Source organism: Mesorhizobium sp. (assembly GCF_017306585.1).
Classification (GTDB): Bacteria; Pseudomonadota; Alphaproteobacteria; order Rhizobiales; family Rhizobiaceae; genus Mesorhizobium.
The window spans coordinates 24,338-40,369 of record NZ_JAFKIC010000147.1; the positions used below are offsets into that span (position 1 = coordinate 24,338).

General features: G+C 64.4%; 17 protein-coding genes. 2 read left to right on the forward strand and 15 right to left on the reverse strand.

All coding sequences use genetic code 11. The features are described 5' to 3' along the window. Window positions 1-12 precede the first annotated feature (12 nt). The 10 genes from J0I79_RS16135 to gcvA form a co-directional block, all read right to left on the reverse strand. The gene (locus tag J0I79_RS16135; RefSeq protein ID WP_292860456.1) at window positions 13-1,101 is read right to left on the reverse strand and encodes an ABC transporter substrate-binding protein; all 1,089 of its coding nucleotides are present in this window, start codon (window positions 1,099-1,101) and stop codon (window positions 13-15) included. Between the two features lie 117 nt (window positions 1,102-1,218). Then, on the reverse strand, window positions 1,219-2,805 hold the full coding sequence (locus J0I79_RS16140; protein ID WP_292860459.1) for an FGGY-family carbohydrate kinase: 1,587 nt from the start codon (window positions 2,803-2,805) through the stop codon (window positions 1,219-1,221). Further along, window positions 2,802-3,485 (reverse strand): HAD family hydrolase, encoded by a 684-nt coding sequence (locus tag J0I79_RS16145; RefSeq protein ID WP_292860462.1) that lies wholly within the window; start codon window positions 3,483-3,485, stop codon window positions 2,802-2,804. Before J0I79_RS16145 ends, J0I79_RS16140 begins: the two co-directional genes overlap by 4 nt. A gap of 15 nt (window positions 3,486-3,500) precedes the next feature. Next, complete coding sequence (locus J0I79_RS16150) at window positions 3,501-4,979, reverse strand: mannitol dehydrogenase family protein (RefSeq protein WP_292860465.1); 1,479 nt, start codon at window positions 4,977-4,979, stop codon at window positions 3,501-3,503. 165 nt (window positions 4,980-5,144) lie between these two features. Then, entirely contained in the window at window positions 5,145-5,915 is a 771-nt protein-coding gene (locus J0I79_RS16155; RefSeq protein WP_292860468.1) for an L-iditol 2-dehydrogenase, read from the reverse strand. Continuing rightward, window positions 5,912-6,916 carry an ABC transporter ATP-binding protein gene (locus tag J0I79_RS16160; protein WP_292860471.1) on the reverse strand — a complete coding sequence of 335 codons (1,005 nt, stop codon included), beginning with the start codon at window positions 6,914-6,916 and terminating at the stop codon, window positions 5,912-5,914. Before J0I79_RS16160 ends, J0I79_RS16155 begins: the two co-directional genes overlap by 4 nt. Window positions 6,917-6,966: 50 nt before the next feature. Continuing rightward, window positions 6,967-7,791 carry a carbohydrate ABC transporter permease gene (locus tag J0I79_RS16165; RefSeq protein ID WP_292860474.1) on the reverse strand — a complete coding sequence of 275 codons (825 nt, stop codon included), beginning with the start codon at window positions 7,789-7,791 and terminating at the stop codon, window positions 6,967-6,969. A gap of 11 nt (window positions 7,792-7,802) precedes the next feature. After that, window positions 7,803-8,675 carry a sugar ABC transporter permease gene (locus J0I79_RS16170; RefSeq protein WP_292860477.1) on the reverse strand — a complete coding sequence of 291 codons (873 nt, stop codon included), beginning with the start codon at window positions 8,673-8,675 and terminating at the stop codon, window positions 7,803-7,805. A gap of 142 nt (window positions 8,676-8,817) precedes the next feature. Beyond that, complete coding sequence (locus J0I79_RS16175) at window positions 8,818-10,128, reverse strand: sugar ABC transporter substrate-binding protein (protein WP_292860480.1); 1,311 nt, start codon at window positions 10,126-10,128, stop codon at window positions 8,818-8,820. A 223-nt stretch (window positions 10,129-10,351) separates the two neighbouring features. Beyond that, the gene (gene gcvA, locus J0I79_RS16180) at window positions 10,352-11,257 is read right to left on the reverse strand and encodes a transcriptional regulator GcvA (protein ID WP_292860483.1); all 906 of its coding nucleotides are present in this window, start codon (window positions 11,255-11,257) and stop codon (window positions 10,352-10,354) included. Between the two features lie 110 nt (window positions 11,258-11,367). On the opposite strand from gcvA, the gene J0I79_RS16185 reads away from it, so the two are divergent. After that, window positions 11,368-11,553, forward strand: coding sequence for a hypothetical protein (locus J0I79_RS16185; RefSeq protein WP_292860486.1), 186 nt, complete (start codon window positions 11,368-11,370; stop codon window positions 11,551-11,553). A 45-nt stretch (window positions 11,554-11,598) separates the two neighbouring features. Here J0I79_RS16185 and J0I79_RS16190 read toward each other — a convergent pair whose 3' ends face one another. Next, complete coding sequence (locus J0I79_RS16190) at window positions 11,599-12,558, reverse strand: sugar-binding transcriptional regulator (RefSeq protein WP_292860489.1); 960 nt, start codon at window positions 12,556-12,558, stop codon at window positions 11,599-11,601. A 243-nt stretch (window positions 12,559-12,801) separates the two neighbouring features. Between J0I79_RS16190 and J0I79_RS16195 the strand changes: the two genes are divergently transcribed. Then, on the forward strand, window positions 12,802-13,434 hold the full coding sequence (locus J0I79_RS16195; protein WP_292860492.1) for an HAD family phosphatase: 633 nt from the start codon (window positions 12,802-12,804) through the stop codon (window positions 13,432-13,434). A gap of 3 nt (window positions 13,435-13,437) precedes the next feature. On the opposite strand, the gene J0I79_RS16200 is transcribed toward J0I79_RS16195, so the two are convergent. The 4 genes from J0I79_RS16200 to J0I79_RS16215 form a co-directional block, all read right to left on the reverse strand. Further along, the gene (locus tag J0I79_RS16200) at window positions 13,438-14,205 is read right to left on the reverse strand and encodes a class II aldolase and adducin N-terminal domain-containing protein (RefSeq protein ID WP_292860495.1); all 768 of its coding nucleotides are present in this window, start codon (window positions 14,203-14,205) and stop codon (window positions 13,438-13,440) included. 85 nt (window positions 14,206-14,290) lie between these two features. Further along, window positions 14,291-14,932: an urease accessory protein UreG gene (gene ureG, locus J0I79_RS16205; protein WP_292860498.1), complete on the reverse strand. Its 642-nt coding sequence runs from the start codon at window positions 14,930-14,932 to the stop codon at window positions 14,291-14,293. Then, window positions 14,929-15,369 carry a DUF3995 domain-containing protein gene (locus J0I79_RS16210; protein WP_292860501.1) on the reverse strand — a complete coding sequence of 147 codons (441 nt, stop codon included), beginning with the start codon at window positions 15,367-15,369 and terminating at the stop codon, window positions 14,929-14,931. Before J0I79_RS16210 ends, ureG begins: the two co-directional genes overlap by 4 nt. Further along, window positions 15,366-16,010 carry an urease accessory protein UreF gene (locus J0I79_RS16215; protein WP_292860504.1) on the reverse strand — a complete coding sequence of 215 codons (645 nt, stop codon included), beginning with the start codon at window positions 16,008-16,010 and terminating at the stop codon, window positions 15,366-15,368. Before J0I79_RS16215 ends, J0I79_RS16210 begins: the two co-directional genes overlap by 4 nt. Window positions 16,011-16,032: the final 22 nt, after the last annotated feature.

Below are 16,032 nucleotides of genomic sequence, written 5' to 3' on the forward strand. Positions count from 1 at the left end.
TCCCCGTGCGCCTTACTTGCCGAACGTCTCGGCGTAGCCGGCGCTCTTGCCGTTCCAGTCCATCTGCAAGAGCTGGTCGATCTGACCGGCGGTCAGCTCCTTGCCATAGAGCAGCTTGAACCCGTCCGAGACAGCCTTGCGCATGTCGGTCTTGAACAGATCGGGGTAGCCGATTTCAGCAAGCCACTGATAGGCAAGCTCGCCGCCGGCGGCGGTGGCCGGATCGATCGCCGGTGTCTTGTAGACGCGTCCCTTCTTGACCGCATCGAGGCTTGCCAGCACCGGATGTTGCAGGATATCGGCCGGCTTGATCGTGTCGTTGTAGTAGTTGACCAGGATGATGTCCGGATTCCATTGCAACAGCGATTCCGCCCCGACCTTGACCGAGCCGTCGGTGAAGCCGGCCTCGGTGGCGGCATTCACCAGGCCGGAGGCGGTGAAATAGGCCTCCTCGCGGCCGAAGACGACGAACTCATTGTCGTTCATGCTGTCGATGAACGCTATGCGCGGCTTTTTCCGGCCGGCGGCGGAGAGGACCGCCGAAATGTCGGCGACGGTCTTGTCGTCCCAATCGAGGAAGGCCTGCGCGCGGTCCGGCTTGCCAAGGATCTCGCCAAGCATGGTTACGTAGCCGCGCCGGGTCTCGCGGGACTCGGTGCTGACGGTGGCCACCTTGATACCGGCGTTTTCCATCGGCGCGACGCGCTCATCGCCCTTGGCTTGCCACTGCACAACGATGTCGGGGCCAGCCTTGAGGATTTCCTCGACATTGGGAATGAAATTGGGCGCCACCAGATCGGTGCGAATCGTGGCGATCTCGGGAAAGAGCTGCCCGATCACACCCTTCATCAGAGCTGACTGCGCCCTTGGATTGATGGCGGTCAGTCGGCTGGTTCCGCCATCGATGGCGATCATGGCCTCGGGAATGGGCAGAGGAAAGATCGCGACGCTGCCAACCGGGCGGTTCAGCTTGATGTCCTGGCCGCGGGAATCCTTGATCACGACCTCGTCTGCCGCGGCGCTGCCCGGCCATCCGGCAAAAACCGAGAGAGCTAGGATCGCGGCCGAAAGCCACGACCATGACGATGATATCCTGCGCATTGAGAGGTCTCCGGGCGACCCATGATGGGAAGTCAGCCCGGCCTAATAATTATGACAACTACAGTCAAGTTATCTTTCAGGCAGCCTCGTCGAATTTGCCTTGCCACGGCCAGCTCTCTATCGGATTGCGTCGAGCGCCTGCCGCTGACGGTGCATTTCCAGGAAAATCCGGTAGTCGCGGTCGAAACGCGGGCCGGCCGCCTTGTTGGGCGCACGCGTCCTGCCGCCCTGCTGCATGGCGAGACAGGCCGCGTTGAGGTCCGGGAACAGGCCGGCCGCGGTGGCGGCGACCATGCCGGTGCCGAGCAGCACCGCCTCATCGGCCAGCGGCTCCACCACCGTGCAGCCGGTGGCGTCGGCATAGAGCTCCATCAGAAGCGGATTCTTGGTGTGGCCGCCGGTGACATGCAGCGTGTCGATGAGATAGCCGTTCTCGTTCAGCGCCTCCAGCACATGGCGCACGCCGAGCGCGATGCCGACGGCCGTGCGCCAGTAGAGCTTGCACAGGCTGTCGAAGGAGGAATCCAGCGTCAGCCCGCTGACCACGCCCACGGCATGCGGATCGGCGAGCGGCGAACGGTTGCCGTGGAAATCGGGCAGCACGTGCAGCCGGCCGGCAAGCGCCTCGCCTTCGCCGGCGCGCAGTTCGGCGACGCGGCTGGCGATCCTGGCATGCATGGCCGCGTTCGGCTCGCCGCCGGCACCGTGCCAGCGGATGATGTGGTCGAGCAGCGCCCCGGTGGCCGACTGGCCACCCTCGGACAGCCACAGGCTTGGCAGCGCCGCGCCGTAATAGGGGCCCCAGACCCCGGCGAAGGGCTGCGGGTCGGGCGACATCGCCATGACACAGCTCGACGTGCCCGCGATCAGCGCTAGGTGCCGGCTGATGTCGTGGTCGTCACCGGCAAAGCCGCCGAGCACCCCAAGCGCGCCGGCATAGGCATCGATCACCCCGGCGCCGACCCGGCAGTTTTCGCTGAGGCCAAGCTCGGCCGCCGCCTGTGCCGTCAACGATCCGATGTCGGCGCCGACGGGGCTCGCCCGCTCAGGCAAATTGCCGTGCTCGAAAAGGTCGTCCAGGCCGACGAGTTTGAAGAAGTCCCGCTGCCAGGCGGTTTCCTGGTGCGCCAGGTAGGTCCATTTCGCCGTCAGCGTGCATTGCGAGCGGGCGAGCGAACCGGTTGCCTGCCATGTCAGGAAATCGGCGAGGTCAAATAGATAGCCAGCTTCATTCCACGTCTTGGGCAGGTTCCGCTTCAGCCACATCAGCTTCGGCGTCGCCATCTCCGGCGACATGACGCCGCCGATGTAGTTCAGCACCTCATGGCCGCTCGCCGTGCACTCGTCGGCCTCGGCGATGGCGCGATGGTCGAGCCAGACGATCGTGTCCCAGCGCTTGTCGCTTGACGTCGAAACACTGAGCTGGCCGCCTTGCCGGTCGCGCACGACCAGCGAGCAGGTGGCGTCGAACGAGATACCGACGATATCGCTTGCGGCAACGCCCGCTTTCTCGCGCGCGGCGCGGACGGCGGTGCAGACGGCAGCCCAGATATCGCGCGAATCATGCTCGGCGTGATCGGGCTTCGGCTGGTTCATGGCGATCGGCCGTTCGGCGCGGCCGAGCAGGGTGCCACTGGTGTCGAGAATGCCCGCGCGAGCGCTCCCGGTGCCGACATCGACCGCGCAAACAAATTGTTTCGTCAAGATGCTCTAACTCTCGCTCCCAGGCCTGCAATCAGATCGGGCAATTGCAGCATGTCAGCGAATATAAAGTCCGGTTCACTCGACGCAAGCCGCGCTTTCAAGGCCGGGTTGCCGGCATGCGAGCCGCCGGCGAAGGCAAAGACCCGCATACCGGCCGCGCGAGCCGCTGCGATCCCGGCCGGACTGTCCTCGATCACCAGGCATTTGCGCGGGTCCGCCCGCATTGTGGCGGCGGCATGCAGGAAAAGGTCGGGCGCCGGCTTTCCCCTGGCCACCATGGCGGCGCTGAACAGGTGCGGCTCCATCAGCGCGAGCAGCCCGGTAACGTCGAGTGCGTAGCGGATGCGTTCGGGAGTGCCGGAGGACGCGACGCAGAAGGGCAGGCCGAGCCTTGGCAGCATCTCCCTGACGCCGGGGATCGGCTTCAGCTCCTCACGGAATTTCCGCATCAGGTCGACGCGCATCGCGGTCAGGTGCTGGTCGGTGATCTCCAGGCCGAAGTCGCGGCCAAGGATTTCGCGGACGCTTTTCATGCTCTTGCCGAGGAAATGCTCATAGGCCGCATCCTCGCCGATGCGGCCGCCAGCAAGCTCGATCATGCCAAGCAGCGCCGAAATGGAGAGCGCTTCGCTGTCGACCAGCACCCCATCGCAGTCGAAGATGACCAGTTCGGGCGCCATGGTGCCGGACTGCTTTCAGAGCTTGCCCGCGAGATAGCGCGTCAGCGTGGCGCGCGCGCCGTTGGCCCACAGCACGTTGAGCGCATGCGCGAACGCTTCCACGAAGGAGGCCGCGCGGCCGACATCGCCATAGATGTCTTCCATGGCAAGCCAGGCGGCAGGCGCATCCTTGGCCGCCTTCGCCGTCGCCTGCAGCCGGTCCCAGCTCGGGTCGTTCGGCTCGATGACGGCGCCGCTGTCCGTGGTGCCGAAGCAGTAGCGGCACCAAAGCGCTGATTCCAGCGCCAGCCCGGCGACGCCCTTGCCCGCCTTCAGCCGGTCGGCGATGGTCGGGATGATGAATTTCGGCTGGCGGTTGGAGCCGTCGAGGCAGAGCCTGCGGATCGTGTCGCCGATCTTGGGGTTGGAAAAGCGCTTCTCGATCAGCTGGTAATAATCCTCCAGCACCGTGTTCGGCACCGGCGGTACTGTCGGAATGATTTCATCATGTTCCAGCTTGTGGAGGAAGCCGCGCACCAGCGGTTCCTGCATCGCCTCATGCACGAAATGGATGTCCATCAGCCCGGCCGGATAGGCAATCGTGGCGTGTCCGCCATTGAGAATCCGGATCTTCATCAGCTCGTAAGGCGAGACGTCCTTGACGAACTGCACGCCGACTTTTTCCAGCGCCGGGCGGCCGGCGGTGAAATGATCTTCCAGCACCCATTGCTTGAACGGCTCGCAGAAGACAGGCCAGCTGTCCTCCACGCCGAAATCGTCGGCCAGGATCTTGCGCTCGCGGTCCGAAGTCGCCGGCGTGATGCGATCGACCATGGCGTTGGGAAAGGCGACCTTGTCGCTGACCCATTGAGCGAGGCTCTCGTCGATCAGCCGGGCCAGACCGATGACGCCATCCGACGTGACATGGCCGTTGTGGGGAATGTTGTCGCACGACATGACGGTGAAGGGCACGATGCCGTCGGCGCGGCGGCGCACCAGCCCGGCCAGGATGATGCCGAACACGGTCTTCGGCGTCGCTCCCGGCTGCGCGTCGGCGACGATGTCGGGATGGGCCGGGTTGAACTTGCCGGAGGCCGGATCGATGAAATAGCCGCCTTCGGTGATGGTCAGCGAGACGATCCTGATCGCCGGGTCGGCCAGCCTTTCGATGATGCCGGTCGCATCGCCCGGCATCAGGAAGTCGATCATGGCGCCGGTCACGCGGGCGCTCATATGGCCCTCGTCCTGCTCGACCACCGTGGTCAGCCAGTCCTGTTCCTTGAGCTTCCCGCGCCCGATCTTCTCGCCCTCGAAGACCCCGGCGCCGACCAGCGCCCAGTCATGTCCCACGCTCTGGCTGAACAGGTCGTCGAGATAGACGGCCTGATGGGAGCGGTGGAAATTGCCGACGCCGAAATGGACGATGCCGGCTTTCAGCGCCGACCGGTCATAGCTAGGACGGGCAACCTTGGAGGGAAGCCTGGAGAGGTTCGAGGAGGAGAGTTTTACGGTCATCTGCTTTTACCTTTTGGCCGATTTGCGGCCCGGCTGCCTTGCCTCCCTCGGGAGGGCGAGGATGGGGGGCAACACCTGCTCTTGCAGTGCGCTGCCCCCCACCTGCCCAGGGGCGCCTTCTCCGGAGGAAAAGAGAGCGGCGCCTTCCCCCTCAACCCGCCCAGTTCAACTCATCCATTGCCCGCCATCGACATTGTAGGTCTGGGCGACGATGTATTCGGCCTCGTCGCTGGCCAGGAACACGGCCATGCCCGCGAGATCCTCGGGCCTGCCCATGCGGCCATAGGGGACGCCCTCGCCGACCAGCCTCTTCTTCTCGCCCTTCGGCCGGTTCTCGTATCTGGCGAACAGCGCATCGACCTGATCCCACATGTCGCTGTCGACGACGCCCGGTGCGATGCCGTTGACGTTTATGCGGTGCTTGATGAGGTCGAGGCCCGCCGATTGGGTCAGTGAGATGACGGCGGCCTTGGTGGCGCAGTAGACGGCGACCAGCGGCTCGCCGCGCCGCCCGGCCTGGCTCGCAATGTTGATGATCCTGCCGCCCTTGCCGCGTGCGATCATCGACCGGCTGGCCGCCTGCAGCATGAACAGCGTGCCGGCGACGTTGACCGAGAACAGTTTTTCGTAGCTCGTCCGGGAGATCTCGACGATCGGCGCGAGGTCGAACAGGGCTGCGTTGTTGATCAGGATGTCGAGGCCGCCGGTCTTGTCCTCGACCGCTTTCACCGCGGCGTCGATCGATGCCTGGTCGGTGACGTCGAGTGCGACCGCATAGGCGCTGTCGCCAATCCCGGCCGCCGTCTTTCGCGCGGCCTCAAGGTCTATATCGGCGATGGCCACCGTGGCGCCTTCGCGCGCATAGGCTTCGGCGAAGGCCTTGCCGATGCCGCGCGCCGATCCGGTGATCAGCGCCGATTTGCCTTTCAGTCTCACTTTGCCATCGCCTTGCCATCGGGGCCGAAGCGATGCAGCTTGGCCTTGTCGGGCGTGAGGTAGATCGTATCGCCGTGATGCACCGCCAGTTCTCCGTCGGCACGCACGGTCAGCGGGCCGACGCCGTCGGCCTGAACGTGCAGGAACGTGTCGGATCCCAGATGCTCGGCTACGCCGACAGTGGCCTTCCAGTCGCCCGCCGTGGTCGAGATCTGCATGTGTTCGGGCCGGATGCCGATCGTCTTGGCGCCGTACTTGGCTGCCGGCGCGCCCTCGATCAGGTTCATCTTGGGCGAGCCGATGAAGCCGGCCACGAACAGGTTGTTGGGATTGCGGTAGAGCTCCATCGGCGAGCCGACCTGCTCGATATTGCCGGCATTGAGCACGACGATCTTGTCGGCCATGGTCATGGCTTCGACCTGGTCGTGGGTGACGTAGATCATCGTGGTCTTGAGCTGGTGATGCAGTTCGCTGATCTCCAGCCGCATGGTGCCGCGAAGTGCTGCGTCAAGGTTGGACAGCGGTTCGTCGAACAGGAAGGCCGAGGGCTGGCGCACGATGGCGCGGCCGATGGCGACGCGCTGGCGCTGGCCGCCCGAGAGCTGGCCGGGACGACGCTCGAGATAGTTGGTGAGGTTGAGCACGCGGGCGGCGTCCTTCACCTTCCTGTCGATCGTCGCCTGGTCCTCGCCCGCCATCTTCAGTGGGAAGGCGATGTTCTTGGCCACCGTCATATGCGGGTAGAGCGCGTAGGACTGGAACACCATGGCGAGCTTCCGCTTGGCCGGCGCTTCGCCGGTGACGTCACGGCCGTCGATGCTGATGGTGCCGCCGCTGGTGTCTTCCAGGCCGGCGATCAGCCTGAGCAGCGTGGACTTGCCGCAGCCCGACGGGCCGACGAAGACGACGAACTCGCCATTCTCGATCACCAGGTCGAGGCCGGGGATGATGGACGTCGATCCAAAGGACTTGGAGACGTTCTTGAGCGTGATGTTTCCCATGGTTTCCTCCCCGAGGGATTATTGTCCGACGTCCACCGTTCGCGGCGGTGTTACTTCACGGCGCCAAATGTCAGGCCGCGCACCAGCTGCTTCTGGCTGAACCAGCCCATGATCAGGATCGGCGCGATGGCCAGCGTCGAGGCCGCTGAAAGCTTGGCCCAGAACAGGCCCTGCGGGCTCGAGAACGAGCTGATGAAAGCTGTCAGCGGCGCGGCGTCCGTTGTGGTCAGCCGGATCGTCCAGAACGCCTCGTTCCAGGCCAGGATGATGTTCAGCAGCATGGTCGAGGCGATGCCTGGCACCGCCATCGGCGTCAGCACATAGATGATCTCGTTCCACAGCGACGCGCCGTCCATGCGCGCCGCTTCCAGGATCTCGCCGGGGATTTCGCGGAAGTAGGTGTAGAGCATCCACACAACGATCGGCAGGTTGATCAGCATCAGCATCACCATCAGGCCGATGCGGCTGTCGAGCAGGCCGAGATTGCGGAAGATCAGGTAGATGGGAAACAGCACGGCGACCGCCGGCATCATCTTGGTGGACAGCATCCACATCAGGATGTCCTTGGTCCGCTTCGTCGGCGAAAACGCCATCGACCATGCCGCCGGTATGGCCACCAGCAGCGCCAGGATGGTCGAGCCAACCGACAGGATTACCGAATTGAGGAAGAACTTGAAGTAGCCGCTCTGCGCCTGCACTTCCGAATAGCTTTCGAAGGTTCCCGAGGGGATCAGGTTGAAGCCCTGGATCGCCTCCTGTTCCGACTTGAACGAGGTGATGATCGTGTAGAGGATCGGAAAGAAGATCAGCAGGGCGACAATCCAGGCGGCAACCGTCGCGATCGTCTTGTGCCGGGTGGTGACTGAGCGTGCCATCTTGTCCTCCCTTACTTGTCCAGGTTCTTGCCGACGGCGCGCATGGCGAAGAAGGCGACGATGTTGGCGAGAATGACCGCGATGATGCCGCCGGCCGAGGCCTGGCCGATTTTGAACTCCAGCAACGCCTTCTGATAGACGAGGAAGGGCAGGTTGGTGGAGGCGTAGCCCGGGCCGCCATTGGTGGTGACCAGGATCTCGGCATAGACCGAGAGCAGGAAGATCGTCTGGATCAGGATGACCACGGTGATCGCCCGCGACATGTGCGGCAGCGTCAGGTACCAGAAGCGGCTGAGGAAGCCGGCGCCGTCCATCTCGGCGGCTTCCTTCTGTTCGCCGTCGAGCGACTGCAGCGCTGTGAGCAGGATGAGCGTCGCGAAGGGCAGCCATTGCCAGGCGACGATGATGATGATCGCCGTCATCGGATGTTGCCCGAACCAGTCGATCGGCTGTGCCCCGAAGAACCGCGCTATGTCGGCGAAGACGCCATATTGCGGGTGCATAATCATGTTCTTCCAGACCAGCGCGGCGACCGGCGGCATGACGAAGAATGGCGAGATGACGAGGATACGCACGATGCCCTGTCCCCACATCGGCTGGTCGATAAGAAGCGCCAGCAGGATGCCGCCGATAACCGTGATCAACAGCACGCTGATCACCAGGATCAGAGTGTTGAGGATCGACTGCAGGAAGGCCGGATTGGAATAGAACAGTGCGTAGTTGGAAAGGCCGACAAAGCCGTCACGAACCGGGTTGAGCGGATTGTATTGCTGGAAGGAGAACCACAGCGTCAGCGCCAGCGGGACAACCATCCAGACCAGCAGCAGCACGACGGACGGCGCCATCATGAAACGGGCAAGCGAACGGGTCTGCTGAGTAGCCATGACGGTCACCCTCCAAAGGTCAGCCAGGTTTTCAGAGTTGTGCCAGATTTATCTGGGGTATTGAAGGCGGCCGCCCGAACTGGGTTTCGGGCGGCCGTTGCCGGTCATGGTCGTCGGCCGGCATTCGGCACCGGGAGGAGCCTTACTTGATGTAACCGCCCTCGGTCATCGCCGCGGTGGCGGCGTCCTGGGCCTGCTTCAGTGCATCGTCGACACTAGACTGGCCGGCAAGAGCCGCCGAGAACAGCTGGCCGACGGTAGTGCCGAGCCCCTGGAACTCGGGAATGGCGACGAACTGGACGCCGACATAGGGCACCGGCTTGACGGTCGGATGCGTCGGGTCGGCGGCGTTGATGGAGTCCAGCGTCATCTTGGCGAACGGAGCCGCCTTCTGGTACTCGGGGTTGGCGTAGAGCGAAGAGCGCGTGCCCGGAGGAACGTTGGCCCAGCCCTCCTTTGACGCGACCAGCTCGGCATAGTGCTTGCTGGTTGCCCACGACACGAACTTCTCGGCCGCGTCAGCCTTCTTGGTGCCGGCGGGAATGGCCAGCGACCAGGCCCACAGCCAGTTGCCGCGCTTGCCCAAGCCATTGTCGGGCGCAAGTGCATAGCCGACCTTGTCGGCGACGGTCGAGTTCTTCGGATCGGAGACGAAGGACGCCGCGACAGTGGCGTCGATCCACATGCCGCACTTGCCCTGCTGGAACAGCGCCAGGTTCTCGTTGAAGCCGTTGGAGGACGCGCCTTCCGGACCGTCGGCCTTCATCAGGTCGACGTAGAACTGCAGCGTATTCTTCCATTCGGGCTGGTCGAACTGCGGCTTCCAGTTCTCGTCGAACCAGCGCGCGCCGAACGAGTTCGACATGGCGGTGAGGAAGGCCATGTTCTCGCCCCAGCCGGCCTTGCCGCGCAGGCAGACGCCGTTCACGCCGTTGGCGCGGTCGGTCATCTTGTCGGCGGCCTGCTTGATGAAGTCCCAGGTCGGCGCGTCGGGCATCTTGAGCCCGGCCTTGTCCATCAGGTCCTTGCGATACATGACGAAGGAGCTTTCGCCGTAGAAGGGCGCGGCGTAGAGCTTGCCGTCGACCGAGAGGCCGCCGGCGATGGCCGGAATGATGTCCTTGACGTCGTAGTCGTCGCCGAGCTTGTCGAGCGGCAGCAGCCAGCTCTGCTTGGCCCAGATCGGAACCTCGTAGGTGCCGATCGTCATCACGTCGTACTGGCCGCCCTTGGTGGCGATGTCGGTGGTGACGCGCTCGCGCAGCACGTTTTCCTCGAGCGTGACCCAGTTCAGTTGGATATCGGGGTTAGCCTTGGTGAAGTCGTCGGTCAGCTTCTGCATGCGGACCATATCGCCATTGTTGACGGTGGCGATGGTGATGGATTCGGCATGTGCGGCGAACGCGAGTGCGCTGGTCGAGCACAAGCCCAGGATGAGCGTGCGAAGTTTCATCAAATTCCTCCCATGGACCAAGATGAGCATTTGCCTTGGCTGTGAGCAATTACTCACTAAGTCTTAATTATGTCAAGCCCGATTCGATGCTGCAGCGCAGCACGGGAAGGACTCCGCCAGGCATTGAAGGCGACATGGGGGTACAGAACCCGGCCCTCGATCGGGCCGGGCATGGCGCAAGCAGGATATGCGGGAACTCGGGTGGCGGCCGGGGATCGACCCGTCAGCAGGCGATCTCGGCCATCAGCCAGTCGCGGAAAGCGCGGATCTTAGGCACATTGCGGCGCGCCACGGGATAGACCAGCCAGTAGGCATGGCCGTCGTCTCCCACCAGATCGAATGGCTGGATCAGGCGGCCGTCGGCGAGTTCGGCCTTGAACAGCGCCCGGGTCAGGATCGCCACGCCATGGCCGGCGATTGCCGCGTTGGCTTCGTAGGCCTGCGCGCCCATGCTGCTGCCGGGCCGCTTGGCGAGGTCGTGGCTGTGCACGCCGGCGGCCTCGAACCATTGCGTCCACCAGATGTCGCTCGGATCGAGGATCGGTAGTTTGAGCAGGTCTGCCGGCTCCCTGACGCCGCCGATGCTCGCCGCCAGTTTCGGACTGAGCATGGGCGTGAAGTCGGCGTCGAGCAGCTTGTGGGCCTCCAGTCCCGGCCATTTGCCGCCGCCCGAGCGGATGGCGAGGTCGACGTCCTCGCGCGCGAAATCCGTCAACCGGCTCGACGTCTCGAGCCGCACGGCGAGCGCCGGATGCGCCATCTGGAACGAACCCAGATGATGCGCCAGCCAGTTGGAGGCGAAGGTCAGCACGGTGGTGACGCACAGCAGACCGTCGGCGCCGCCCCGCGCCGCGGCATAGGCCTGGCCAAGAATGGCGAAGGCCTCGCTGACCGCCGGCGCGAGCCTTTGCCCGGCCTCGGTCAGTTCGATCTGCCGTGGCCGGCGCAGGAACAGCGGCGCGCCGACGCGCTCCTCCAGCACCTTGATCTGGTAGCTGACCGCGGCCTGCGTCATGGCGAGTTCGACCGCTGCCTTGGTGAAGGAGAGATGCCGCGCCACCGCTTCGAACACCCTGATCGCCTGCAGCGGCGGCAGCTGTGAGACCTGTGGCGAGCTGAGGTCGGGCATAAGGCCTCCTTATGGGTTCTTATCGACGTTCGATTGGCGAAGGCGGCCGGCAGGACCGACATTCAGTGCCAGCCCGCCATTCGGGCTCAGGATAGCGAAGGTTAACGATCATGACCATGGCGCAGCACAAATGCACACCCGCACCGGATCACCGCTGGATTTCATGGCTCGCGGACGGATTCGGCTGGTTTTCGATCAGGAAGAAAGCCCATCTCGACATCAGGGACCTGTCGCCGCATCTGCAGCGCGATCTCGGCTTTCTCGATGGCAACGACCCTTTCGGACGGCACCGATAGCCTTGCTGGCTTTATGGAGAGTTGGCGCGAAGAAGTGGTCCGCGCTCAGATGCCGGCCAGGAGGGCCGTGGCCGTCCGTTCATCGGTGATGAGCCCATTGACCAGCCGCCGGTTGACGGCGGCCAGGATGCCCGGCAGCTTGCGCTCGCCCATGGCCAGCGCAATGACCAGCGACCTTTCGCGCGACGGCAGCGAGGCCGATGAGACCCGGTCATTGGTGATGCCTTCGATCATGCGACCGTCGCGGTCGAACACCCAGCCGACGATTTCGGCGACGCCGCCGGCCTTCTGCAGGGCCTTCAGCTCGCTTTCCGAGATGAACCCGTCTTCGTAGAGCGGCGCCTTCGGACCGAGGTCGCCGATGCCGATGAAGGTGACATCGGCCTCGGCCGCCAGAGCCAGCGTCGGCTGGATCATTGGCTGGTTGAGCAGCATCTCGCGCTCTTCCGGCGAGGAGGCGATGACCGGCAGCGGCATCGGGAAGGAGCGCGCCTTGACCCTGTCGGCCATGGTGAAGATGACGTTGTAGAAGGCGGCCGAACCGTCGGGCGAAATGTTGCCCGTCAAGGACACCACCTTGTGCTGCGGGCATTCCATCGGCGGCAGCTGTTCGATCGCCGCCTTCAGCGTGCGCCCCGTGCCGATGCCCATGACGATCGGTGTCGGCGACCGCAGCCGCCGCTCAATCTCGGCCGCCGCCGCCTCGGCGATGCCGATGGTGGTGGAGGACGAGTTCGGGTCGCTCGGCACCACCTCGACCAGATCGAGCGCGAAGCGGGATTTGAGCCGGGCCGCGAGGTCGAGGCAGTTGGCTATGGGATGATCGACGCGGACCTTGATCAGGCCTTCCGACACCGCCAGCGACACCAGCCGCTGCGCCGTCTGCCTGGAGATGCCGAGGGTGGCGGCGATCTGGTCCTGTGTGTTGCCGGCAACATAATAGAGCCAGCCGGCGCGCGCCGCGTCATCCAGCCTGTTGCTGCCGCCATCCTGCCGGGTATTCACGTCCTGCCTCCCGAAACCGCCGGTCATGCGACGGTCCATCCCTATTTTCGCAGGGAACGGCTCGCCGCGCAATTGTCAATCTCAAGGGCAAATGCCTATGCACGAGCATTGCGATTTTGGCGTCACCTGTCTGTAGTCGCGTAAAACGGGGCGGCATTGCCGTCGGTCTGAGCGATGTTCCGCGATTGCGGCGGTTTATCTCCCGGCGCAAACCCTTTAAGGGATCGCAAAAAGGAGCGCTGCATGACACCGAAGGCGGTTTTCTGGGACATGGACGGCACGCTGGTCGACAGCGAGCCGCTGCACGAGGCGGCCCTGGTGGCGGCGATGCGCAATGTCGGCCTCACCCCGCCTGGTGACCTGCATGAGCGCGTGCTCGGCGTCGCCGCCTGGCCGGTCTACGAAATGATGCGCGACGAGTTCGGCCTGACCCTGCCTTTCGATGACTGGATCGTCCACAAATACGAGCATTATCTGCCGCTGGTCGAAGGCCTGAAGCCGCGTCCCGGAGCCATCGAGGTCTTCAACGAGCTACGCGCGCTCGGCGTCCAGCAGGCGGTGGTCTCGAATTCCGACCGCATGATCGTCGATGCCAATCTGCGCATGGTGGGCCTCGTCTATCCAGGCATGAAGACGGTCAGCCGCAACGATGTGCGCGAAGGCAAGCCGCACGCCGAGCCTTTCCTGCGCGCCGCCTATCTGGCCGATGTCGATCCCAGCCACGCGGTGGCGGTCGACGACAGTTGGCCGGGCGCCATGGCGGGGCTGGCCGCCGGCATGAAGACGATCTTCTGGCCGGAAGCGCCCATGGAAGGCCCGCCGGGCGCCATCGTCATCAACAGCGCCGGGGAATTGCGCCGGGAACTTGGGCTGTAATCCTCAGCTCCTGTACACCGGCTCTTCCTCGTCCAGGATCGCCTTCAACTCTTCGAGATGGCGCTCGGCCTGGCCGGGATAGTCGTCCATTTCGGCGGCGGTCTTCTCCGCGATCTCGTCGGACAGCGTGCGCAGCGGGCGGCCGGTCCACAGCGCCTTGATGTAGGTCTCGGCGGCGCGCTCGAAATAGAACATGCGATTGAACGTGTCGGCCACCGTATCGCCGATCACCATCACGCCGTGATTGCCCATGATCATGACCTTGACCTTCGGGTCGGTCAGCAGCTGCGAGCAGCGCTCACCCTCTTCCTCGAAGGCCAGTCCGCCATAATGCGCGTCGACGACGTGGCGGTTGAAGAACATGGCCGAGTTCTGGTCGATCGGCGGCAGCGTCGAGTCGGCGAGCGAGGCGAGCACGGTCGCATGGATCGAATGTACATGCATTGCGCAGCGCGCATGCGGCACGTTGCGATGGATGGCGCCGTGCAGGCCCCACGCCGTCGGATCGGGCGCATTGGGGCCGGACAGCGTGTCGGGATCGTTGGCGTCAATGAGCAGAAGATCGCTCGCCTTGATGCGCGAGAAATGCACCTGGTTGGGATTCATCAGGAATTTGGTGCCGTCCTCGTTGACCGACAGCGAAAAGTGATTGGCGACGGCCTCATGCATGTTGAGCCGCGCCGTCCAGCGGAAGGCGGCGGCGAGATCGACCCGTTCCTCGTAGAAGGGCAGGTTGCTCAGCGGCTCTTTGTGCAGGCGGGCGATGCTCATGGAAAATCCTCCGGTTTGGGAGAGAATGCCGCGACCCATGGCCACCCGCAACGGGTTTCGGTTGGTGCAGGCAAGATCGCCCCGGTCAAGCCGCCGTGCTGGCGCCGGCCTCGGCCCTCAGCCCGCCATGCTCGACGATGAAATCGATCACCTCTTGCAACCCTTTGCCGCGCGACAGGTCGGTGAAGCCGAACGGCCGCTTTCCGCGCATGCGGCCTGCATCGCTCTCCATCACGTCGAGATTGACGTTCACATAGGGCGCGAGGTCGCTCTTGTTGATGATCAGGAAATCGGAACGGGTAATGGCCGGGCCACCCTTCCTAGGGATTTCCTCGCCCTGGCAGACCGAGATGACATAGAGCGTCAGGTCGGCGAGGTCCGGCGAGAAGGTCGCGGCCAGATTGTCGCCGCCGGATTCGATGAAAACGATATCGAGGTCGGGGAACTTCCTGTTCAGCTCGGCGATCGCCCGCAGATTGATCGAGGCGTCCTCGCGGATGGCGGTGTGCGGGCAGCCGCCGGTCTCGACGCCGACGATGCGCTCCTCCGGCAGCGCCTGGAGGCGAGCCAGCATCATGGCGTCTTCCCTGGTGTAGATGTCGTTGGTGACGACGGCGATGGAGAACTCGTCGCGCAACGCCTTGCAGAGCTTTTCGGTCAGCGTCGTCTTGCCGGAACCGACGGGACCGCCAATGCCGATGCGCAGAGGGCCGTTGGCTTGTGTCATGTCGGAAACTCCATGATGGCGAGAACCGCGAAGCCGAGCCCGATCAGCAGGCACAGCGGTGAATAAAGGCTGGCGTCGAGCCGCGCGAAAGGCTGTTCGGGCGCCAGCCGACGCCACCACGGCGTGAAGCCGGCGACGCCGCGGCCAATGAACACCAGCCCGATCAGCAGTGCGCTGGCGGCAAGGCCTTCCCTGGGGAAGGGCGAGGCGAAGAAGCCGATCAGCGCCAGCGGCCAGAGCGTTGCCAGGCCAAGGCAGGCGGCGACGGCGAAACTGGCGAAAGGCGTTGGCATCTCCTCGACGCCGCGAAAGCCGACGACCGCCCGGGCACAGGAGGCCCCATCCCGGCCCGGCCAGATGCCGCCTATGCCCCAATAGACATGCAATGCCGTGATCAGCAGCAGGACGAAAGAGAGGACGAAGGCAAGCAGGATCATGAACGGAACAATCGCGAATACTGGGTTTCGTGCTTCATCGCCATGACATCGGAGACGAAGGCGCAGCCACCGAGATCGTCTGATGTCGAGCGGGATGCGCGGGCGGCGGTGGCCAGCGCCAGCGGCTCGAAGCCGGCGAGAAGCGTCGTGGCTTCACTCTGGCCGACCACGCCGAGCCGGATCGCGGCCTGGACGAGGTTGGAGAAGAAAGCCTGCAGGAAGGCGGCCAGGGCATCATGCAGCGCGATGCCATTGGCGCCGGCAACGGCACCGACCGCGACGCAATAAGCACACTCGTCCGGCAGGCGCTCCAGCGCCGGATTGGGCCATGCGGCGGCGGCTTTGAGGAAGGCCGCCCCTTGCAGCATCGTCTCGGTATGCCGTTCGCGCGAGCCGACCAGCGCCTCGGCCAGCGCGGCGACGTCGTCGAGATCCCTGCCATCGCGCGTCTGGCGCCAGCCTTCGGCAAACAGCACGGCATCGTTCCAGCCCGAGCCCGTCTCGACCAGCGTCTCCAGCCAGGCCGCGAGGCTGCGGGCATCGCTCACGAGCCCGTCATGCATCGCGCGTTCGAGACCATGGCTGTAGGCGAAGCCGCCGACGGGAAAGGCCGGCGACAGCCACGCCATCAGGCGCAGCAGGGCGGCGCTGGAAGGCTGTTCA